The sequence below is a fragment of the Bifidobacterium longum subsp. longum JCM 1217 genome (assembly GCF_000196555.1).
Taxonomy (GTDB): domain Bacteria; phylum Actinomycetota; class Actinomycetes; order Actinomycetales; family Bifidobacteriaceae; genus Bifidobacterium; species Bifidobacterium longum.
This window is the reverse complement of record NC_015067.1, coordinates 1,654,121-1,676,152: the sequence shown is the minus strand read 5'-3', so window position 1 is coordinate 1,676,152 and position 22,032 is coordinate 1,654,121. Positions and strand designations below refer to the sequence as shown.

Sequence of the window (22,032 nt, the reverse complement as noted above, 5' to 3'; positions counted from 1 at the left end):
TGTTGCGACGCCATTTTTGAACCACTGTTATTAATTTGTTATAAACCTGTTATCAAACTGTTATCGCATGCGATTGAACATTTGGCCTGTGAGCGTCATACTAGAGGCTGTCGATGACGAACAGTCACCAAACAGGATGAAAGATCATCCAAAAAATAAACACTGCTCGAGGAGGAGTATTTATGAAGAATTGGAAGAAGGCCATTGCCCTCGTTGCTTCTGCTGCTGCGCTTGTCAGCGTTGCCGCATGCGGTTCCAGCAACGCAGGTGGCAGCTCGGACTCCGGCAAGAAGACGGTTGGCTTCGTGGCTGTCGGTCCTGAGGGCGGCTTCCGTACCGCCAACGAGAAGGACATTCAGAAGGCATTCGAGGATGCCGGCTTTGACCTGACCTACTCTCCGACCCAGAACAACGATCAGCAGAAGCAGATTCAGGCGTTCAACAAGTTCGTTAACGACGAAGTCGACGCCATCATCCTGTCCTCCACCGAGGATTCCGGTTGGGATGACTCCCTGAAGAAGGCCGCTGAGGCTGAGATTCCGGTCTTCACCGTTGACCGTAACGTGGACGTCAAGGACGCCGAGGCCAAGAAGGCCATCGTTGCTCACATCGGACCGTCCAACGTCTGGTGCGGCGAGCAGGCTGCCGAGTTCGTGAACAAGAACTTCCCGGATGGCGCCAACGGCTTCATCCTCGAAGGCCCTGCCGGCCTGTCCGTGGTGAAGGATCGTGGCACTGGTTGGGACAACAAGGTTGCCTCCAACGTCAAGGTTCTTGAGTCCCAGTCCGCTAACTGGTCCACTGATGAGGCCAAGACCGTGACCGCTGGTCTGCTCGACAAGTACAAGTCCGACAACCCGCAGTTCATCTTCGCTCAGAACGACGAGATGGGCCTCGGTGCCGCTCAGGCTGTTGACGCCGCCGGCCTCAAGGGCAAGGTCAAGATCATCACCATCGACGGTACCAAGAACGCTCTGCAGGCTCTTGTTGATGGCGACCTCTCCTACGTGATCGAGTACAACCCGATCTTCGGTAAGGAAACCGCTCAGGCCGTCAAGGACTATCTGGATGGCAAGACCGTTGAGAAGGACATCGAGATCGAGTCCAAGACCTTCGAGGCCGCCTCCGCCAAGGAAGCCCTGGACAACAACACCCGCGCCTACTGATAAGTCTGCTGCGACTCATTGATAACTGGACCAAATAATTGATGTGATGGTGTGAGAAGGATGTTCCTTCCACGCCATCACTCATGTGTGGCTCAAATATCACAAAACGATAACATCTCATTCTCGTTTAAGGCAAAGACATGACAGATAAAAACCCCATCGTCGTAATGAAAGGCATTACGATTGAATTCCCGGGCGTCAAGGCCTTGGATGGTGTTGATTTGACTCTCTACCCGGGTGAAGTTCACGCCCTGATGGGTGAGAACGGTGCAGGCAAGTCCACCATGATTAAGGCTCTGACCGGTGTGTACAAGATCAACGCCGGCTCCATTATGGTGGACGGCAAGCCTCAGCAGTTCAACGGCACCCTCGACGCACAAAACGCCGGTATCGCCACCGTGTATCAGGAAGTGAACCTGTGCACCAACCTTTCCGTCGGTGAGAACGTGATGCTGGGCCACGAAAAGCGCGGCCCCTTCGGCATCGACTGGAAGAAGACCCACGAGGCCGCCAAGAAGTATTTGGCACAGATGGGCCTCGAATCCATTGACCCGCACACTCCGCTGAGCTCCATCTCCATCGCTATGCAGCAGCTGGTCGCCATCGCCCGCGCTATGGTTATCAACGCCAAGGTGCTGATTCTCGATGAGCCGACCTCTTCGCTGGATGCCAACGAGGTCAGGGACCTGTTCGCGATCATGCGCAAGGTGCGTGACTCGGGCGTGGCCATCCTCTTCGTCTCCCACTTCCTCGATCAGATTTATGAGATTACCGATCGTCTGACCATTCTGCGTAACGGCCAGTTCATCAAGGAGGTCATGACCAAGGACACCCCGCGCGACGAACTCATCGGCATGATGATTGGTAAGTCCGCCGCCGAGCTGTCCCAGATTGGTGCCAAGAAGGCTCGCCGTGAAATCACCCCTGGCGAGAAGCCGATCGTCGATGTCAAGGGCCTCGGCAAGAAGGGCACCATCAACCCGGTTGATGTTGACATCTACAAGGGTGAGGTCGTTGGCTTCGCTGGCCTGCTGGGCTCCGGTCGTACCGAGCTTGGTCGACTCCTGTATGGTGCCGACAAGCCGGATTCGGGTACCTACACGCTCAACGGCAAGAAGGTCAACATCTCCGATCCGTACACGGCTTTGAAGAACAAAATCGCGTACTCCACCGAAAACCGTCGTGATGAGGGCATCATCGGCGACCTGACCGTCCGCCAGAACATCCTTATCGCCCTGCAGGCAACGCGCGGTATGTTCAAGCCGATTCCCAAGAAGGAAGCGGACGCCATCGTTGACAAGTACATGAAGGAACTCAACGTTCGTCCCGCCGACCCGGATCGCCCGGTCAAGAATCTCTCCGGCGGCAACCAGCAGAAGGTGCTCATTGGCCGTTGGCTGGCCACGCACCCCGAGCTGCTGATTCTGGACGAGCCGACCCGTGGTATCGATATCGGTGCCAAGGCTGAAATTCAGCAGGTCGTGCTTGACCTGGCTTCTCAGGGCATGGGCGTTGTCTTCATCTCCTCCGAGCTTGAAGAGGTCGTGCGTCTGTCCGACGACATCGAGGTTCTCAAGGACCGCCACAAGATCGCAGAAATCGAAAACGACGACACCGTCTCTCAGGCGACCATCGTCGAAACCATCGCTAACACCAACGTAAACACCGGAAAGGAGGCATGAGATGGCTGAAAAGGCAAAAGCCGAGGGCAACAACTTTGTCAAGAAGCTGCTGAGCAGCAACCTGACCTGGTCGATCGTCGCATTCATTCTTCTGGTCATCATCTGCACCATCTTCCAGCATGACTTCCTGGCTTTGAGCTGGAACAGCAACACCGGTGGTCTGGCCGGCCCGCTGATCACCATGCTCCAGGAATCTGCCCGATACCTGATGATTGCAACCGGTATGACCTTGGTTATCTCCACCGCCGGTATCGACCTTTCGGTCGGTTCCGTTATGGCAGTGGCAGGTGCCGCCGCCATGCAGACCCTGTCCAATGGCATGAACGTGTGGCTCTCCATCCTCATCGCCTTGGCTGTTGGTCTGGCCATTGGCTGCGTCAACGGCGCTCTGGTTTCCTTCCTGGGCCTACAGCCGTTCATCACCACCCTGATTATGATGCTCGCCGGCCGTGGTATGGCCAAGGTCATCACCTCCGGTGAGAACACCGACGCCTCCGCAGTTGCTGGCAACGAACCGCTGAAGTGGTTCGCCAACGGCTTCATTCTGGGCATTCCCGCCAACTTCGTCATCGCCGTTATCATTGTGATTCTCGTTGGCCTGCTGTGCCGCAAGACCGCTATGGGCATGATGATTGAGGCCGTGGGCATCAACCAGGAAGCCTCCCGTATGACCGGTATCAAGCCGAAGAAGATCCTCTTCCTCGTCTACGCGATTTCCGGCTTCCTCGCGGCCATCGCTGGTCTGTTCGCCACCGCATCCGTGATGCGTGTCGACGTGGTTAAGACCGGTCAGGACCTCGAAATGTACGCCATTCTGGCAGTCGTCATCGGCGGTACTTCACTGCTGGGTGGTAAGTTCTCCCTCGCCGGCTCTGCTGTCGGTGCTGTAATTATCGCCATGATCCGCAAGACCATCATCACCCTGGGCGTCAACGCCGAGGCAACTCCGGCCTTCTTCGCCGTCGTTGTGATTGTGATCTGCGTGATGCAGGCTCCGAAGATTCACAACCTGAGCGCGAATATGAAACGCAAGCGCGCGCTCAAGGCTCAAGCTAAGGCGGTGGCAGCATGACAACAGCTACGGCAAACAAAGTGAAGGCTCCCAAGAAGGGCTTCAAGCTCGATCGTCAGATGATCCCGACCCTCGCGGCCGTGGTGATCTTCATCCTGATGATCATCATGGGTCAGGCGTTGTTCGGCACCTACATTCGACTGGGCTTCATCTCCTCCCTGTTCATTGACCACGCCTACCTGATTATTCTGGCTGTGGCCATGACCCTGCCGATTCTGACCGGTGGTATCGATTTGTCTGTCGGTGCTATCGTGGCCATCACCGCAGTCGTCGGCCTGAAGCTGGCGAACGCCGGCGTGCCCGCCTTCCTGGTCATGATCATCATGCTGCTCATCGGCGCTGTGTTCGGCCTGCTGGCCGGCACCTTGATCGAGGAATTCAACATGCAGCCGTTCATCGCGACCCTGTCGACGATGTTCCTGGCCCGTGGTCTTGCCTCCATCATCTCCACCGACTCGCTGACCTTCCCGCAGGGCAATGACTTCTCGTTCATCTCCAACGTGATCAAGATCATCGACAATCCGAAGATCTCCAACGATCTGTCCTTCAACGTCGGCGTGATCATCGCACTGGTGGTTGTGGTCTTCGGCTACGTCTTCCTGCACCATACCCGCACCGGACGCACCATCTACGCCATCGGCGGCTCCCGTTCCTCCGCGGAACTCATGGGTCTGCCGGTCAAGCGCACGCAGTACATCATCTACTTGACCTCTGCGACTCTCGCCGCCCTGGCCTCGATCGTGTACACCGCAAACATCGGCTCTGCCAAGAACACTGTGGGTGTTGGCTGGGAGCTCGACGCCGTTGCCTCCGTGGTCATCGGCGGTACGATCATCACCGGTGGCTTCGGCTACGTGCTCGGCTCCGTGCTCGGCTCTCTGGTCCGCTCCATCCTCGATCCGCTCACCTCTGACTTCGGTGTGCCGGCCGAATGGACCACCATCGTTATCGGTCTCATGATCCTCGTCTTCGTTGTGCTTCAGCGCGCGGTGATGGCGGTCGGCGGAGATAAAAAATAGCGGGCTTGCCCGCTCGGTCTCCGCACCGAATACGACACACACCATAACTGAATAGGCGGGATCAGCCCGGCTGCTGTGATGGCAAGGTCACAGCAGCCGGCACTGCCCGCCAAAGCTTTCTTTCTCCTTTTCTTCCTTTCATTAGCGTGTGGGGCGTGCCCCGGGGTTCTCCCGGGGCACGCCCCACACGTGTTTGGAAAGCTGGGACTCTATTGATGATCGGATTTATGCACGCTTACGTGCCGCGCGAATGCGGAACGCGGTGGCCAGACAGCACCAGCCAATCAGGCAGATAACCGTCATCGTGGCAAACGTCCATGTGCCGCCGACGGCAGTGGCGTGAGCAAACTCAGCGGTGCCTTCTTCTCCTGCGCCGGCCTGAGCCACGGAAAGAATCGTGGAGAACAGTGCGGTACCGGCAGCGCCGCCAAACTGAAGACACGTGTTGAAAATGGCGTTGCCGTCCGGCTTGAACTCGGGAGAGACCTCCGACAGGCCACTGGTCATCACATTCGCATTGCCGATGGAATAGAACAGACCGAAAATGAAATAGAATCCGGCGAGCAGCAAGGGCGTAAGCTGCATCGAGAACACCAGCATAAGCACTGGGCCCAAAATAGCGATGCCGATCGGAATCAGAATCGGCTTGACCGCGCCGAACTTATCGTAGAACCAGCCGCCAAGCGGGGCACAGACAGCGCCGACCAGTGCTCCGGGCAGTACCAGAGAGCCGGCCACAAATGCCGTGGTACCGAGCGAGAGCTGTGCCACATTGGTGATGACATAGCCGTAGCCGATGGCGACCAATGGCAGCAGCAGATATGCGCAGGCGTGTAACAGTACGGCGGGATCCTTGAGAATGCCAAGGCGCAGCAGCGGGGAGAAGGCACGCTTGGAACTCATGGCGAACACGATCAACAAGGCGAGGCCCGCAATCAGACTGACAATGGCGATAATGCCGGAGCGTGTGGCTGACTTGCCGGACACCGCCGCACTGATGGCCACGCCACCTTGGTTGAGCGCCAGCACCAGACCGACCAACGCGACAACAATGGACCCAAGCTGAATCGGGTCAAGATAGGCAGCCTCGGTCGGTGTCTTCTGCTCAATGCACTTCATGCCGATGCATGCTGCGATTAGCACCAGCGGAATGGCGATGACGAAAATCGCGCGCCACGGCAGCACTGTGGTCACCGCGCCGCCGACGGTCGGGCCGATGGCCGGAGCCACGGTAATGACCAGCGATCCTACGCCCATCAATCGGCCGATTTTCGAACGAGGAGACTGCTCCAGGATGATGTTGATCATCAACGGCGTGGCCACGCCTGAGCCAATGCCCTGAATAATGCGGGCGACAATCAGCAGCGGGAAGGCTTGGGCGACGATCATGATCAGCGAGCCAACGATGGCCAGAATCACAGCCGCAAGAAAAATGGTTTTCAGCGCGAATCGGCGCTTCAAAAACGAGCTGATGGGCATGGTAGCGGCCACCGCCAACAGATAAATCGTGGTAATCCATTGCACAGTGGCCGTGTCGACATGGAATTCGCGCATCAGTGCGGGGAAAAGCACGGTCATCACGGTTTCGGTCAGAATGCCAATGAAGGCAAGTGAGCCGACAGCCACAATCGCGCCGATAAGACGTGTGGGAATCTTCTCGTTATCAATATGCTGCTCAGGCATACATGCTCCTAAACGTTCGGTTGCAAGGTATGGAATGTAAGGTTTACCAACCGGCGTAGGTACCTGTGCGTGCGGATAAACCGGCAATCGTACTGCCTTGGCTGCACGCTATGGAATCACAAAACCACCTGTGAGTGTACGGTTCGGGGCGGACGCTACGGTCGATGCGCAATGGGTTGTCCCTTGGTTTGGTGGGGTTTGATGGGGCGGATTCGGCATTGGTCCGGTAGCAGTTCGGCATTGGTTCAGCATGAGGAAACCGCGATAATATCTGCCCTGCCGCCTAGTTTGGTGAACCATGGGTATTGAGAACACGCATAAGCTGATTGTCAACTGCCTGCCACTCAACGAAGGAGAACGGCGGGCTTTCGCCAAGGCGGCTCGCGATGTGCCGCAGGAATTCGTGGGCGACGAAGCGCACCGCGGCGACATGGTCTGGTCGGCCGCTGTTCCCGAGGAGCTTCGCTCCCGAGCTACCGCAGTCATCGGCAACTTTCCGGTCTCGCAGGCTTCCCAATACACCCGTCTTGAATGGTTGCAGACCTTCAGCGCCGGTGTGGATGCGTACATCTGCCCGGGTGTGCTGCCTCGCGGCACCATGGTCACCAATGCGAGCGGCGCGTATGGCCAAAGCGTGTCGGAACACATGTTCGCCACCATGTGGGCATTGATGAAGAACCTCAGCCGGTATGCCTCCAATCAGCGTGATCATCAGTGGCAGGATGAAGGACCGGTATTGAGCCCGGAAGGTGGCATCGCGCTGATTATCGGCGTCGGTGACATCGGGTCGCATTTCGCTCAGCTTGCCCAATCCGTAGGTATGCGTACTTTCGGCGTGCGCCGTCATGCGGACGTGCCGGCCAAGGGCATTGAAAAGATGTATGGCTTCGAGCGGCTGGAGACGCTGTTGCCATTGGCAGACGTGGTGGCGATGGCGGTGCCGCGCTCGCCGCAGACCCATCATCTGCTGAATGCGGATCGTCTGGGTCGTCTGAAATCCACAGCCATCGTGATTAATGCCGGGCGTGGCGACGCCATCGATCCCGAGGCCTTGGCTGACGCCTTGCACAATGGACGGCTCCACGGTGCCGGATTGGACGTCACCGAGCCTGAGCCGTTGCCGGCGGAAAGTCCGTTGTGGGATGAGCCGCATTGCCTGATCACCCCGCATGTGGCCGGCGGCAATCATTTGGAAAAGACTTCCGAACACATCATCCGCATCGCCCTGACCAACGTTTCCCGCTATGCCAAACAGCAGGAACTGTTGAATCTCGTGCGATACTGATTCGCCTGTGTCGGGCGGCGGGCGGCCATCGCCTGACACTGAATACAGATAAGGGGCGTATAACACCGTTGTTATACGCCCCTTATCGGGCAATCCGAAAAAGATGGTTGATAGTCAGTACCAATCAGTACTGGTTCGCGCCGATACCCTCGAACTTCACGTTGAAGCCACGCTGGTAATGCAGGAACATGCTGGCGCCATAGCGGTCGACCGGACGGTGCGTGAACAGCATACGAATGGCGAATGTGGTCTGCACGTCCTTAGGCAGCGCCAGGAATGCTTGGTGGGCGTCCCAGTACGGGTCGTACACCACGGCGGCACCGGGCACGTAGGCGTAACCGTAGCCATCCTCGTTGACGTATCCCATGAACGGCAGATCCCAGGCGTTGTGTTTGGTGAGTTGTGCCTTGAAGTCCTCGACCTCGGCCAACGCCGCGTCGCTCAGGCCGAAGCTCTTGGCCACTTCATTGGCCTTGGTTGTTTTCGAATCCGGGTCCTTGCCGAACATATCCGGGTTGACGATGATGACTTTTCCCTCCGCCATAATGTGTTCCTTTCAGCATGGCGTTCCCCAAGCAAGCACCTAGGGAAGTACTGGCATTGTTCGATTCACATATGAATTGAACAACATGTTACCTTCTCTGTAGAAAAGGATTGTGCACTTTGTTGATGTGCTGGTTTCAAAGCCTAGCATGAAAAATGGCGGATATAAGCCGTTTTGCCGGTTATTAATCTATTGGTAATGCAATTGGGAAGTTATGGTAGTCTGTGATGTCTGATGTTCATATCTTGCAAAAGTGAACATGATAAATGTTTGTTTTGAGGGTGAAAGCAACAAAGAAAACGGCCGTGTACATGAACTCATGTACACGGCCGGCGTGTCGCATCCCGCTGCGACTGCGGCATCGAGATGATACCTGCAGAGGCGTGGTTGATCAGGGGCCCAATGAACGTGGCCCGAGGTTAGTTTCAGTCTGATAGTTCGTAGCCGTTGGCGTCTTTATGCCACGGTGAGCCGGGCTTGCTGCACAGAATGATGATGCCTTCAACAAAGCCCCAGATGGCGGCTGCGATTGGGCCAAGTCCGAGCAGAATCCAGCCGACAAGCGTCAGCAGCAGCTGGGCCACGGCCTTGCCGGTGTTGCCGAGATAGAAGTTGTGCACACCAAGTCCGCCGAGGAAGATGCCCAACAGGCCGGCAGCCAGCTTGGACTTGGACGATTGCCCCACCGGGGCGGCGGCATACGGAGCGGCGGTGTATTGCGGCTGCGCGTAGGCGTTCGGCTGCTGGTAAGCCTGTCCATAGCCGGGCTGCTGGCCGTAGCCCGCTGCGGGCTGTGCGGGCTGGCCGTACTGCGGCTGGCCGTACTGAGGCTGAGCGTATGCGCCGGCGGGCTGGCCGTATTGCGGTTGCTGCTGGCCGTAGCTTCCGGCGGCGGGTTGAGCGTATGCGGCGGGCTGTGGGGCGCCATAGCCCTGCGGCTGCTGTGCGGCATCTTGGCCGTAAGACGGTTGTGCCGGCTGTGCGGGCTGTGCCGGCTGCGGAACACTGTCCGAACCGTACGGTTGTTGTTGATTATCAGTCATGCGGGTCAGTCCCCTCTCAATCGGGAACGGCAATACCTTCTTACCGTTTCTGCACAACATCATCTCATGTTTTGCCCAATAGTAAAACCTGCCGCGCTACGATTGGGCCATGAGAAGTTTCCTGACCAGCTGGTTGATTATGACTATCGCCGCCGCCGTCATGGTCGCGGTGACTCCCGGCATGACCCCGGTGGGGGAGCCTCCGATTCTCGGCATCGCCGCGTTCGCTTTGTTCATGGCGCTGATTAATGCGTCAATCAAGCCGATTGTGCATCTGATCGCACTGCCGTTTGCGATTCTGTCTCTCGGGCTGGTCACCTTGATTATCAATTGGCTGTTCATGCGACTCGCCAGCTGGCTGGCGGTCAGTCTGTTCGGCGTGGGCGTCTTCGTACACGGTTTCTGGTGGTCGGTACTGGGGTCCTTGGTCCTGACCATTGTTGCGGGAATCGTCGGGTCCATCTTGGATCAGTGACGGTGCTCGCTGGGCGAATATGAGTAATGGCGGTTGGAATCGGACTGATTCCAACCGCCATTACTCATATCAAGCTACGGGATCGAGCGGGGCGAACATTACTCGCGCACCAAGCGGATATGCTCCACATCGTCGCGCCGGGAGCGACGGAACAGCACGAAACGATTGCCGATGGACTGCACCACTTCGGCGTTCAGCTGCTCGGCAAGCTCGGCGGCGGCTTCCTTGGCGGTCAGGCCAGAACCGTCCTGCACGGCGCACTTGATGAGCTCGTGCTTCTCAATGGTCTCATCGGCCTGATTGACGGCCGACTCGGTCAAATCGTTCTTGCCCACATAGAACAGGGGCTTCAGCGAGTTCGCCATCGCGCGCAGCTGCTTGATTTGCTTCTTGGTCAATGCCATGGGAATTTCCTTACATCTTTCGTATAACCACACCAGCATAGCAACCGGTGCTGTCTGCGCTGTTTGCCGCCCTACAGCGCGATGATGGCCGCGATGTAGATGATGACGGCAGCGGCGAATATGAGATCTCGCGCGGCGATGGTCAGGGCACGCCAGTGGGTGCGGCGGATGCCCTCCTCGTAGCAGCGGGCGTCAAGTGCGAGGCTCAGGTTGTCCGCGTGACGCAACGTGCCGGCGAAAATCGGCACGATAATCGCGCTCATCGCCTTGATGCGCTGGGCCAGTGAACCGGTTTCGATGGAACCGCCACGCGCGGATTGGGCGTCGACGATGGCGCGGGTTTCGTCGGTCAGCGTTGGAATGAATCGTAATGCCAGACTCATGACCAGCGCGATTTCTTGGGCATGGATACCGAGCCGGTTGAGCGGACTGATCAAGGTGGCGAAGGCGTCGGTCATGGCGGTAGGCGTGGTGGTAGTGAGGAACACCGCGCCCAGAATGATTACCAATGCGAAACGGCAGGCGTACAGCACGGCTATGGTCACGCCCTGATCGGTGATGCTTAGCGGGCCAAGCGCCACCACCGGCGTGCCGGTGCGTACCACAAACAGATTGACCACGCCCATCAGCACCAGCAGGATCAGAATCGGATGAATGGATTCAAGCACCCGTAACGGGTTCAGGCGTGCCGCCGCGATAACGGCCAGAGTGATGGCGATGCCCAGCGCGAGCTGGGTTGGCGTGTTCACCGCGAACATCGTGAACATGGCGGCCAGGAAGCCCACCATCTTCACGCGCGGGTCAAGTCGGTGTATCACTGAGTGCGCAGGGCCGTTGGAGGATACGGCCGGCTCGGTGACGGTGGCCGTGACGGGGCCGCCGGATGCGGGGGCGGCAATCGGCATACGGACCACGCGGTCGGCGATTTGCTCGGCCTCCTCCCGGTCATGGGTGATGATGAGCACGGTCACGCCACGCGATTTGAGCGTGCGCAACAGCTCATGGATACGCTTCTTGGCTTGGGCGTCCAGACTCGCGGTCGGCTCGTCCATGATGAGCACGTCAGGATTGCAAGCCAGCACGCCGGCAATGGCTGCCAATCGTTGTTGCCCGCCGGACAGGTCGAAGGGGGAGCGGTCGGCAAGATGCCCGATATGCAGCAGTTCCAGTGATTCGCGCACGCGGTCGGCTACCTCGGTCTCGCCAAGCCCTTGGTTGCGTGGGCCGTACGCCACGTCCTCGGCTACCGTGTCAGCGAACAGCTGATGCTCTGGATGCTGCATCACGTAACCCACATGCCGGCGCAATTGCGCTAATTGCTTGCGATTCGCCGACTTCGGGCGCACGTTGCGACCGCGCTTGCCGGTCGAGGCCACCGGAACACCGGCCACTTCGATGCTGCCGGCGGTCGGCGCAGTCAGTGCGCACAACATGCGCACCAGCGTCGACTTGCCCGAACCATTCACGCCCATCAGTGCCACGGTTTCACCGCGCGCGATGGTGAACGACAGGTCATCGATAACCGCCCGTTTGGCCGAAGGATAGCGATAGGTCAGATGCGAGACGCGAATAATGGGGTTCGTCATATCACCGATGCCATCGGAGAGCAGCGGCAGTTCGGAGCCGTCTTCGCGCTCCCGCTGGCGGGGGCTGTCGTTCGTAGGGCGACTGGGGGCGGCTTCTGTGCCGATACTACCCTCAGTCTCGCTTTGCGAGACAGCCTCCGCTAGCGGGGATCGATTATCGACGGCTGCAGTGATACCAATGATTCGCCCGGCCTCCATGTGCACGATGCGATCGGCATGAACGGTTTCATCTGGATGATGCGTGACATGCACAATAGTGGTGCCGCGCGCCTGCAAATCATCCAAAATGCGCATAACTTCGGCGCGTGCGGATTCGTCCAGCATGGCGGTCGGCTCATCCAATACCAGCATTGCCGGGTTCATGGCCAGCATGCCGGCGATGGAGGCGCGTTGCTGCTGCCCGCCGCTCATACGGGTCGGGTCGGACTGGCGTAAGTTCGCCAACCCCACGGCCTGCAATGAATCAACGATACGCTCGCCGATGAGCTCGCGCTCCAGCCCGAGATTCTCCGGGCCAAAGGCCACGTCATCCTCCAACACGGTGGTGACCAGCTGATCCTCGGGATTCTGGAACACCATACCGATGCCGTGGCGGGCAGCACGATAGGCATCGGCATTCGGGCCGGCTGCGTACACGCGTTGCCCCAGTAACGTCACTTCACCACCGTCCGGCGCGGTCAATCCCGCAATCAGACGGGCTAACGTGGATTTGCCCGACCCGTTCGGACCGACCAAGCATAGGCGCTCGCCGGCATGGACCGTGAGTGAAACGCCATCCAAAGCCCATGAGGTGCCGCGGTCATAGCTGAAACGAATGTCCTTGAGCACGGCGGCGGGGGAGGCAGGCTCGGCGGAAGCGTGAGGTTCGGCAGAATCGTGGAACTCGTCGGCGTCGAAGGAATGGGGTGCAACGGTCATGAAACAGCAATCCGTAACTGATAGGCGAAAACGCAGAATCCCGGCCCGTGCCGGGATTCTGCGTTCTGGTTCTTTGAGTGGTCTTTGAGTGGTCGTTAGTCGTGGCGGGCATCGGCCCGTCTCAGGCCAGTCACTGCTGCTTGGACAGCAGGTTGGAGATCGGCTTGTAGATCAGGAAGGTGATCACGGCGTGAATCGCCATCTTAGCCACGTTGAACGGCAGCAGAATCGGCAGAATCATCGCGGCCACAGCTTGGTAGGTCATGTGCGCGTAAATCGGCGTGACAATCAGGTTGCTCACCAGCGCCACCACGATGGCCAGCACCGCACCCACCAGAATGCCGATGGCGGCACCCTTGCGCGTACGGATCTTACGGTAGATGAACGCGGCCGGCACAGACAGGAACAGCGCCACCAGCACAGCCATCAGCGAACCCCACGGATTGGCGAACATGTGCGGCACAAAGCCGAGCACAGACACGATTGCGGCGGCGGCCGGGCCATACGCAAAGCCGGCAATCAGGCAGACGATGCCGGACGGGTCGTACTTCAGCCAAGTGACCGGCGTAATCGGGAATTCAATGAAGCTGGTGACCATCGCCAGCGCCACGAACAGTGCATACATGGCGATACGGCGCGTGGACCAGCGGCCAGAATCGGCCACACCAGTGGTGTGTGAGCCAAGTTTGGCGCTGGTGCTGGCGGTGGACGTGCTGGCCGAACCCTCGGCCTCGGGTGCCACAGAACGAACAACTTGCATGCGAATACGCGAAGATACACTCATAATGAGCCCTCGTTTCTTCCATCCGGACTATACCGTTGGCTCCGGAATCTCACCGGATCAGCCGCTTGCGCGGGTCGCGGGCTTCCTGCCATCCCCGTTATGAAACCCGGGGTGCAGGTTACCGCCAGTAAGGAATTGCACCTTCCCTGAAACTGACAGGCTTATTCATACGCCATGCGCCGGACGTATGCAACCCGCGTTTCACTGTGCAGAAATTCGTCTTGTGCCGGTCAAGTGCAACAATGGGAGCCATGGCTGAAGTGAAGAAACCCAACAACACCATCGACAAGCTTGCCCTGATCGTCACCACCTACAAACGTCAGCAGTTGCTTGAGACACTGTTCGATTCGATTCTGGCGCTTGAACAGGCACCGTGGCGCATTGTCATCGTGGACAATGAGCAGTCCGATCAGACGGCGGACATGGTCGCTGCGTTTGCCGGCAAGGTGACCGGCCAATGGGGCACCACCGTGGCCGACCAGTCCGGTAACGAAGAACGTGTGGTCTATGCGCCGCAGACCGAGAACCTGGGTGGTGCGGGCGGTTTCTCCGCCGGCGTGGCCAAAGCCTACGAGCTGGGTGCCGCATGGTTCTGGGTGATGGATGACGATGTGGCCGTGCTGCCGGACGCCATTGCCAAGCTGTCCAAGTGGACCGACAAGCACGAGGTGATTCAGGGCTCCCGATTCGACTACGATGGCGGCCCGTTCTACTGGCAGTACGACTTCATTGTGCCGCTGGGCATCCCGAACCCGATTGCGCCCGCCGCATTCGGCCCGGCCGGATACCGAGTGATGGACACGCTGTGCTTCGAAGGCGGCCTGTTCAACCGCCGTGTGGTTACGGAAATCGGTCTGCCGGACCCGCGCTTCTTCATCTACTGGGATGACACGATGTATGGCTACCGCGCCAGCAAGGTCACCAACCCGATTGTGGTGCCCGACGTGATCCTGCGCCGTACGCGCGAAATCGGCAATTGGGATATCGCCGGCGTGCGCCAGCTCAACTCCACATCCGACATGAACCGGTATCACATCATGCGCAACCGCGGATACATGGCCCGGTACTTCATGACCTATGGTGACTTCCGTCCGCTGGTGTTTGGACTGGGTACCGTGCTCACCGCGGCCAAGGAAGTCATTCGCCTGGTGATGGTGGATCGCGAGCACCTCAAGACCGGTTTGGTACAGATTGCCAAGGGCTGGTGGGACTCGCGCAAGCTGATGCACGACCCCACCTGGAAGCTCATGCCGTCGCTGAAGTAGCCGTAGTAGTGGCTCCCCTCTATGAGGGGGGTCACTACAGGTTACTTATGGATGAACAGGCCACCGTCGCCCCAAGCCCACTGGCCTTGGCCGGCACCGATCTGGAAGTGCAGCTTGGCGATGCCCATGTCATTGAACGCGTGATGCTCATCTTCCGCACTCTGATCGATATGCGCGGCGGCGGTATCGTCGGCCGGATTATACGAGAAGGTGATTGGCTGACGGTTCATCGCGCTCGGCGCCTTCATCGCAGCCTCGACGCCGGACTTGAACCAATCCGGAGCGGCCTCGCGCCCCTCATCGCTCATTGTGGCGGTGAACTGCTCATAGGTCTTGGTGGCGCGGTGCGTGCGTTGCGCTTCGCATAGCTCCTCATAGGATTTCGCCTGATAATCCAGATGATTCTTCGGATGCCCGATCACCACACCGAGATACAGCTCCTGGCCAGAGGTGACGCGGCAATGCTTGGCCGCCTCCGCCTTGTCCCATGAGCCGGCGACCCATAAGGTGCCGAGGCCGCGCAACGTGGCCGTGAGCACCATGCGTTCGGCATAGAAGCCGGCACGCTCTTTGGCTTCCTCATCGTTCGCGGGGCCGACGATGGCCAGATAATTCGCCGCATTGGTCAGATGACCTGAAGCATTGGCTTCGGCGAACACCTTGGGCTGGTCGCGCACCAGCTGAATGTTGAGATCGCCGAGTAAGTTGATCGGCTGAAGCGCCATCTCGAGCTGGCGGGCCGTATCGTCGTCGATCGGCTCATCATCGTAGGCGCGTACGGCGGTGCGGATGTTAATTGCATCAATAAGTTGGGTATGTTCTGCCATACCTCCCATTATCGCGCGCGACACAGAGTCAGGCCACCATAGACGCCGATTTTTCCTAGTATGCGAAATCGCATGCATTGCCCATTGTCAGGCTTGAAAAACGATACGAATAGGGTACGTAGTGACCGGCGACGATGCACACGTTTGCACAATTGGTGTGTAATGGTTTCGTGTTGAGCGTAATTCGCGTTAAACTGGGCGCAACCTTACGAACTGATGAAAACGTATGGAAAGGAAGGTCAACGATGATTGAAACTGCACAGGCTTTCGGTGTTGACATTGGCGGTTCCGGCATCAAGGCCGCACCTGTCGATCTGACCAAGGGCGATTTCGCCGAGCCACGATTGAAGATTCTCACTCCCGAGGTCTCCACTCCTCAGGCCGTGGCCAAAATCGTCAAGCAGCAGCTCGACCACTTCGAAGTGCCTGAATCCGCACCCGTTGGCATCGCTTTCCCCGCGCCGATCAAGCCCGGCCAGAAGCTCGACTTCATGGCCAACCTTGACCAGTCTTGGATTGGCGTGGACGTTACTGAAGTGTTCTCCGAAGCCTGCGGCCGCCCGGTCGTCGTGGTAAACGACGCCGACGCCGCCGGCCTGGCCGAAGTCCAGTTCGGTGCCGCCAAGGGCCAGGATGGTCTGGTCATCGCCACCACACTGGGCACCGGCATCGGCACCGCCTTGATTTACAACGGCGTGCTCATCCCGAACACCGAACTCGGACACATCATCCTGAGCGCCAAGCATCTGGACGCCGAGAAGTATGCCTCCTCCGCGATTCGCGAGAATGAGGAACTGGGCTACAAGAAGTGGGCCAAGCGTCTGACCAAGTACTACGGCCTTATGGAGAAGTACTTCAACCCGGACCTGTTCACCGTCGGCGGCGGCGTGAGCCGTCAGAGCGAAAAGTTCCTGCCGTACGTGGATATCAAGACCCCGATCGTGCCCGCCAAGCTGCGTAACCAGGCCGGCATCGTCGGTGCCGCCTACTATGCCAGCACCAAGCAGCAGTGAGCCAGTGAGCGTGGGTGTGCAGCGCTGACCCGCGAATATGCTTCAGGCCGTCCGACTAGTCGGGCGGCCTTTTGCATTGCATAGGAAAGGTATGCGACGCGTTCCCGGGAATGTTGCGCAAAGTGGGCGTGTGTATGGAGGTCTGTGGCGACGCGTTCCCGGGAATGTGTCGCGTTTGAGGGTGTGATTCGGGTCCAGAGCGACGCATTTCCGGGAATGTTGCGCGTTTGAGAGCGGGGCAGGGGGCACCACGCTCTATCGTGGGAGGGTATGAGCGTGCATTTCTCTTCTCGTGTGGATATTTCTGCGCCGAATCCCATTGCGGCGGCCGAGGCGGCAGCCAAGGCAAACGGCATCGCACTCAGCAAACTCAACGATTCCAATCCGACCCGCCACGGGCTGGCACCTGAATTGGTGCCGAGCGTGTATACGGCCGACCCGCGTGGACCGCGTGCGGCGCGAGAAGCATTGGCCGCATTCCTCAATACGGCAAAGGCGGTAGACGCAAGCAGCCCTCAGTCGACTTCGCCCGCCGCCAGCGAGGGCGGGAACGAGCGCCATGCCGCTTTCAACAATGCGAATACCGCCATCGAGGGCGTTGACCCGGACGCCCTGTACTTGCTGAGCTCCACGTCCGAGGCGTATTCGTGGCTGATTAAGTTACTTTGCGATGCCGGCGACGCGGTGCTGGCACCCAAACCCGGCTATCCGCTGATTGAGTCGATTGCACGGCTTGAATGCGTTGACACGGTCGAATACCAGTTGCAATTCGACGGCTCCTGGTTCATCGACATCGCCGAACTCGAGCGGCTGCTCAGCGAGCCCGGTGGCGAACGCATCAGAGCATTGGTGCTCATCAACCCGAACAATCCGACCGGTTCGTACGTAAAACCAACCGAGCGTGCACGTATCGTGACATTGTGCCGTGAGCATGGCATCGCCCTTATCGCCGATGAAGTGTTCTTCGATTACTCTCTCGAACCTTTCCCCGGCAACGCACGGCTCGCGGGGGAGCGCGGCGTGCTCACCTTCGCCCTAGACGGATTCTCCAAAATGCTGGCCGCGCCGCACGCCAAAGTCGGGTGGATTCAGGTGTCCGGACCTGCCGAGGACGTTGCCGAGGCACAGCGTCGACTGGACGTCATCGCCGATGATTATCTGCCGATGAGTGACATCATCGCCGAACGGATTCCCGCATTATTGAACGCCGCGCCCGCACAGACCAGACGGGTGGGGGAGCGCGTGCGCAATAACCTGGCCAAGTTGCACGAGTTGCTTGACGCCGATCCCAACGGGCTGGTCAGCGTGCTACGGGCCGAAGGCGGCTGGAACGTGCTGCTACGAGTGCCTTCAGTCATCGATGAGAACGAGCTGGTGCTGCGGTTGATTGACGAGCACAAACTGACCGGACAGCCCGGCTACTTCTTCGACATGACTTCCAATGGATACCTGGCCGTTTCCCTGCTACCCGAACCGGACGAATTCGAGCGTGGCATCCGCGCCGTGCTCAATACCGTCGCCGCTTTGCTGCGATAGGCCGGTGTTTGCCGGCACCACGCCTGTACTCCACGTACAATAGCGGCATGGGATTCTTGTTTAGACCGAAAGAACTGCCACGCCTGGCGTCGCTGACGTTCACTTTGGATCAGGCCGGGCATACGTATGATGATGGGCACGTGGGACTTGCTCCCACGGACATCACCATCAGCGAGCTGCGGGTGGCTGTGATCGGACTGAACGGCGCAGGCAAATCCACATTGCTGGGTCTGCTGGACGGTTCGTTGAAGGCCAACGCCGGCACGGTGACCATTGCGGGCGGTGAGGAACGTCTTGACCCGGCTGTGAAGAAGGACGCGAAGCGCATCGATAATCTGGTCGGCGAAGTTCGCCGCGAGGAGATTCCGAACAGCTTTTACCAAGCGGCGAATATTTCCGAGGCTGTTTCCGAAGCGCTGAAAAAGCACAAGGTGCCCGAGTCAGAACGTCATGCGCGCATCGGCAATCTGTTCGCGCATTTTGATTTGGCGCAGGTCTCCAAGGCCAAGGCCAGCGAACTGGACTCCGAGAAACGGCACCTGCTGGCTATTGCGGCCGCGCTGAGCTTTGAGCCGAGTGCGATTGTGGCGGATGAGCCGAGCAAGGGATTGGATGAGATTGGCGCCGCGCATGTGGCCAAGGCGTTGTTCAGCTACAACAAGCAGGTGATTTTCGCCACGCATGACACGGATATGATCCGCCGGCCCGAATACGCCATCGACCGCGTACTGGTGCTGGACGAGCACGCGGTCGCGTTTGACGGAGCGCCGGCTGAGGCTGTGGCGTTTTATGAGGATCTGATTCGCCGCAAGTATGAGGCTGCGAAGCGGTAGCAGATAGGAATCGGCCGTTGGAGGATTGGCATCGGCCGTGAGTCCGATGCCGAGGCTCACGCGAAGTAGAAGCCGCGGAAGCCGTACTGGTAGACGCGGCAGATGCATCCCGAACTGAGCACCATCTTGTACTGTGCCTTGAGGTTGCCGTCGGTGTCGGTGATGGTCAGGGTAATGGTGTTCTTGACCTTGGGGATCAGTCCCAACACCAGAAACTCGTGCTCGGTGGAGGCGATGTCATTGCTCGATACCGTGGTCGTCTGACTCGCCGTGCTGGTACCGCCGACATTGCCGGAACCGTCGGCGTCGCCGGCGGCGGCCTCACGGTATGCGGCGGCCGCCTCATCGCTGGTGATGGCGTTGGCCGTGTAATCCGGGTACCCCTCAGCGGAAACGGTGTAGCTGGAAGACGCGACTACGGACGGCAGTGGACACGGGGAAACCCTCACGACAGTATGGGTAAACGATTAGTGAATTACGTCACATACATTATGCCGCAGGTCTTGGAAAACACCGGCCGGAATGCTGGGAGAATACTGAAGCTTGGCGGGTCGCCGAGCGGTCCGGTCCTATAGCAGGGTGAACCAAGACTGAACCTGATGCCAGAGCGTCGGATTGTTGGCGATCATCGAATCGCTGCGCGACTGCACGAAGCAACTTAGTATGGCTATGCCCAGCGCCCACAATACGGCCAGCATCACGACCCAGCGCATCAGCCAACGCCACGGAGTGACGCGGGCGATGCCATCGCCTGAAGCGGCGTCGTTGGCCCCCGCCAATGAGCGGCTCGGTTCGCGCCCATTGACCAGCCACAGTAGCCCCGGTATGGACGCCAGCGAGATCAGCCAGCCGAAATCGGCGGAATACCGCCATCCCAAACCGCCGACGCGGCTGTCGAATACGACCAGCACCGCCGCCACGGCCAAGCAAGACATCAGCCATGGCCGCATGCCGTGTGTTTCCAATCTGCGCAGCAGGGGCAGCGCCAAAGCCATCAAGGTCAGTGGCGTGGCCGTGAAAATCGCGCCGACCATCACCTCGTAATAACCCCATTGCGGCATCGGGGCGGGAGAGCCCGCCAGCCACGGGAAACGATCCATGAAGCGCAGCGGCAGGAACAGGTAATACCAGATGTTGGCGGGCATATCCGCGGACGGGGTGGTATACCGGGTCATATCGGATATGGAGAACTGATACGCATTGCCGAAATTGAACGGGGAATCGAACCGAACCATGTTCCACGCCATCAGAGGCGTCACGACGAGAATGGCGGGAATGATTACCGCCAGCGGCGCGCGCAACGCCTGCAACGGCTTGATGCGGCGTGTGCGCAGACCGGTGCCCAGCGCGCGAATCTGCGGCCAGAACAGGGGGAACGCAAGCAATGCGGCCAAGGTGAACGTCGGTCGGCATCCGAAATTCGCCGCAATGCACAAGGCGCCCAAGGCCAGTCGTGGCAGGGAGAGAGGCTTGGCATCGCCCGCCTGCCATCGGTCCGATGGTCTCAGCGGACGGCGGGACGTGTCCGCGCCGAGCCATAGCCATAGTCCCAGCGACGTCAACGTCAGCGATGCGGCGAACGGTATCTGATAGAAGTTCGTGCGATACAGCAAATACCCCATTTGCGCGCTCACCAACGATGAGACCACTACTAACGACGCGGCCGCCACCGAAGTCTTCGGCATCACACGATGGATGACGCGCAGCACCAGCAAGGAGAAGAAGATGATGAACAGCAGCACGAGAATATACTCGGCGGCGGATGTCGGCAGATTATGACCGGCCAGCAGACGATAGGGGACGAACAGCAGCACTGCGGGCAACACGCCAAAATAGGAATACCAGTGACCGTCATAATACGCGTAATCCCAGTAGAGCGGACTGGCTCCATTGGCGAGTAGCTGGGCACGTGTGGCTACGTCATAGGGGTGCTCGGTGGCGGCCAGCTGTTCGGGAACCGGCAAGTCGAGCCAGGGCCGGCCGGCGACCAGCGCATCGGCCACATGCCCATACTGGTCGAAATCATAGGTGTAATCGCCGGAAACGTGGAAGACGAGCGAAGACGTGTACCACAGTTCGTGGATGATGGATACGCCGATAAGCAGGGTAGGAATCGCCAGAAGCCCCACGAAAGCAAGTCGTTGCCGAGTGCTGGACGGGTCAAGCGTGATACGCCACAGGCGCGATCCCGGCCTCCAGACGGCAATCATCAGCAACACCAAGGCCATGGCGAGCACGCGCATCCAATTGATGACGAACGGTACGCGCACGTTGGCGCGGGCGTCGGTGACCGGTACGATCGCGCCGCGCTCTTCCTGAATCCAAATACGCACGATGCCGGCACCCGGCGCCTTGACATAATGGCTGCGAATAGCGTCGGGATTCATCGACTGGGCCTTGCCGGTGATGCCATCGACATCCGCGCGCACATGAATGGTCGCCAGCGGTTTGAAGACTTCCTTATCGTCGTTCGCTTTGGATTCGGCCTCGGCCTGCTCGCGGGCCTTATCGATGACCTTGCTGCTCTCGGTATCGATGCGTAGGTAATCCGACGTGCCGTCCGCGGTCAGTTCAAGATAGGCCTTGGTCGGATCGGTGACGGTCAACATGCCATCATTCCGGCGCGTGAGACCCGAACCCAGCGTGTTATGCACGGCGTTCGTATCCGTGCTCGCTCCGAGCGTACGCCAGAACGGCAGGTTGAACACGATGCACTCCATGGCGGCGATGGCGGCGACGGCGGCCAGCAAGGCGATCAGCAGGCGCACCAAACGCAGCCGGTGCCGGGTATCCGGGCGGCTGGGCAGGTGCCGTTCATGATTCGACGGCATCGGACGGTCTGCGCGAGTGTGGTCTATGGAATGCACGCATTTATTCTATAGGCTTTATTCGGGCTT

General features: G+C 59.1%; 19 protein-coding genes and 1 riboswitch. Of the genes, 10 read left to right on the top strand and 9 right to left on the bottom strand.

Annotation, left to right across the window (positions count from 1 at the left end; translation table 11 throughout):
- Window positions 1-182: 182 nt before the first annotated feature.
- The 4 genes from BLLJ_RS07310 to BLLJ_RS07295 all read left to right on the top strand — a co-directional run bounded on the left by BLLJ_RS07310 (window position 183) and on the right by BLLJ_RS07295 (window position 4,939).
- A complete protein-coding gene (locus BLLJ_RS07310) occupies window positions 183-1,166 on the top strand; it encodes an ABC transporter substrate-binding protein (RefSeq protein WP_007055612.1) in 984 nt (327 codons plus the stop codon).
- 140 nt (window positions 1,167-1,306) lie between these two features.
- Window positions 1,307-2,848, top strand: a complete 1,542-nt coding sequence (locus tag BLLJ_RS07305; RefSeq protein WP_007053223.1) for a sugar ABC transporter ATP-binding protein — start codon at window positions 1,307-1,309, stop codon at window positions 2,846-2,848.
- 1 nt (window position 2,849) lies between these two features.
- Window positions 2,850-3,920, top strand: coding sequence for an ABC transporter permease (locus BLLJ_RS07300; RefSeq protein WP_007053224.1), 1,071 nt, complete (start codon window positions 2,850-2,852; stop codon window positions 3,918-3,920).
- Window positions 3,917-4,939 carry an ABC transporter permease gene (locus BLLJ_RS07295; RefSeq protein WP_007053225.1) on the top strand — a complete coding sequence of 341 codons (1,023 nt, stop codon included), beginning with the start codon at window positions 3,917-3,919 and terminating at the stop codon, window positions 4,937-4,939. Before BLLJ_RS07300 ends, BLLJ_RS07295 begins: the two co-directional genes overlap by 4 nt.
- A gap of 225 nt (window positions 4,940-5,164) precedes the next feature.
- On the opposite strand, the gene BLLJ_RS07290 is transcribed toward BLLJ_RS07295, so the two are convergent.
- The gene (locus tag BLLJ_RS07290; RefSeq protein WP_007053226.1) at window positions 5,165-6,622 is read right to left on the bottom strand and encodes an MFS transporter; all 1,458 of its coding nucleotides are present in this window, start codon (window positions 6,620-6,622) and stop codon (window positions 5,165-5,167) included.
- Between the two features lie 298 nt (window positions 6,623-6,920).
- On the opposite strand from BLLJ_RS07290, the gene BLLJ_RS07285 reads away from it, so the two are divergent.
- Complete coding sequence (locus BLLJ_RS07285) at window positions 6,921-7,907, top strand: D-2-hydroxyacid dehydrogenase (protein WP_013582853.1); 987 nt, start codon at window positions 6,921-6,923, stop codon at window positions 7,905-7,907.
- A gap of 124 nt (window positions 7,908-8,031) precedes the next feature.
- On the opposite strand, the gene BLLJ_RS11170 is transcribed toward BLLJ_RS07285, so the two are convergent.
- Both BLLJ_RS11170 and BLLJ_RS07275 read right to left on the bottom strand, forming a co-directional pair.
- The gene (locus tag BLLJ_RS11170) at window positions 8,032-8,451 is read right to left on the bottom strand and encodes a hypothetical protein (protein ID WP_013582852.1); all 420 of its coding nucleotides are present in this window, start codon (window positions 8,449-8,451) and stop codon (window positions 8,032-8,034) included.
- A 425-nt stretch (window positions 8,452-8,876) separates the two neighbouring features.
- Entirely contained in the window at window positions 8,877-9,554 is a 678-nt protein-coding gene (locus BLLJ_RS07275) for a TM2 domain-containing protein (protein ID WP_008782692.1), read from the bottom strand.
- Window positions 9,555-9,603: 49 nt separating this feature from the next.
- On the opposite strand from BLLJ_RS07275, the gene BLLJ_RS07270 reads away from it, so the two are divergent.
- Window positions 9,604-9,969 carry a phage holin family protein gene (locus tag BLLJ_RS07270; protein WP_007053231.1) on the top strand — a complete coding sequence of 122 codons (366 nt, stop codon included), beginning with the start codon at window positions 9,604-9,606 and terminating at the stop codon, window positions 9,967-9,969.
- A 98-nt stretch (window positions 9,970-10,067) separates the two neighbouring features.
- On the opposite strand, the gene BLLJ_RS07265 is transcribed toward BLLJ_RS07270, so the two are convergent.
- The 3 genes from BLLJ_RS07265 to BLLJ_RS07255 form a co-directional block, all read right to left on the bottom strand.
- Window positions 10,068-10,373, bottom strand: coding sequence for a YhbY family RNA-binding protein (locus tag BLLJ_RS07265; protein ID WP_007053232.1), 306 nt, complete (start codon window positions 10,371-10,373; stop codon window positions 10,068-10,070).
- Window positions 10,374-10,444: 71 nt separating this feature from the next.
- A complete protein-coding gene (locus BLLJ_RS07260) occupies window positions 10,445-12,877 on the bottom strand; it encodes an energy-coupling factor transporter ATPase (protein WP_007054001.1) in 2,433 nt (810 codons plus the stop codon).
- Between the two features lie 130 nt (window positions 12,878-13,007).
- Entirely contained in the window at window positions 13,008-13,661 is a 654-nt protein-coding gene (locus BLLJ_RS07255) for an ECF transporter S component (protein ID WP_007053234.1), read from the bottom strand.
- Between the two features lie 6 nt (window positions 13,662-13,667).
- A riboswitch (FMN riboswitch) is annotated at window positions 13,668-13,819 on the bottom strand.
- A gap of 93 nt (window positions 13,820-13,912) precedes the next feature.
- Here BLLJ_RS07255 and BLLJ_RS07250 point away from each other — a divergent pair.
- Window positions 13,913-14,926, top strand: a complete 1,014-nt coding sequence (locus BLLJ_RS07250; protein WP_012471758.1) for a glycosyltransferase family 2 protein — start codon at window positions 13,913-13,915, stop codon at window positions 14,924-14,926.
- A gap of 41 nt (window positions 14,927-14,967) precedes the next feature.
- On the opposite strand, the gene BLLJ_RS07245 is transcribed toward BLLJ_RS07250, so the two are convergent.
- Window positions 14,968-15,753, bottom strand: a complete 786-nt coding sequence (locus BLLJ_RS07245) for a nitroreductase family protein (protein ID WP_007053236.1) — start codon at window positions 15,751-15,753, stop codon at window positions 14,968-14,970.
- A 245-nt stretch (window positions 15,754-15,998) separates the two neighbouring features.
- Here BLLJ_RS07245 and ppgK point away from each other — a divergent pair, with 245 nt between their 5' ends.
- From ppgK to BLLJ_RS07230, 3 genes are all read left to right on the top strand, one after another.
- Window positions 15,999-16,766, top strand: a complete 768-nt coding sequence (gene ppgK, locus BLLJ_RS07240; protein ID WP_007053237.1) for a polyphosphate--glucose phosphotransferase — start codon at window positions 15,999-16,001, stop codon at window positions 16,764-16,766.
- Window positions 16,767-17,036: 270 nt separating this feature from the next.
- The gene (locus BLLJ_RS07235) at window positions 17,037-18,302 is read left to right on the top strand and encodes a pyridoxal phosphate-dependent aminotransferase (RefSeq protein WP_007054004.1); all 1,266 of its coding nucleotides are present in this window, start codon (window positions 17,037-17,039) and stop codon (window positions 18,300-18,302) included.
- Between the two features lie 47 nt (window positions 18,303-18,349).
- Window positions 18,350-19,135: an ATP-binding cassette domain-containing protein gene (locus BLLJ_RS07230; protein WP_013582851.1), complete on the top strand. Its 786-nt coding sequence runs from the start codon at window positions 18,350-18,352 to the stop codon at window positions 19,133-19,135.
- Window positions 19,136-19,191: 56 nt separating this feature from the next.
- Here BLLJ_RS07230 and BLLJ_RS07225 read toward each other — a convergent pair whose 3' ends face one another.
- Window positions 19,192-19,584, bottom strand: coding sequence for an aryl-sulfate sulfotransferase N-terminal domain-containing protein (locus tag BLLJ_RS07225; RefSeq protein WP_013410299.1), 393 nt, complete (start codon window positions 19,582-19,584; stop codon window positions 19,192-19,194).
- 120 nt (window positions 19,585-19,704) lie between these two features.
- Entirely contained in the window at window positions 19,705-21,966 is a 2,262-nt protein-coding gene (locus BLLJ_RS07220) for a hypothetical protein (RefSeq protein WP_013410302.1), read from the bottom strand.
- Window positions 21,967-22,032: the final 66 nt, after the last annotated feature.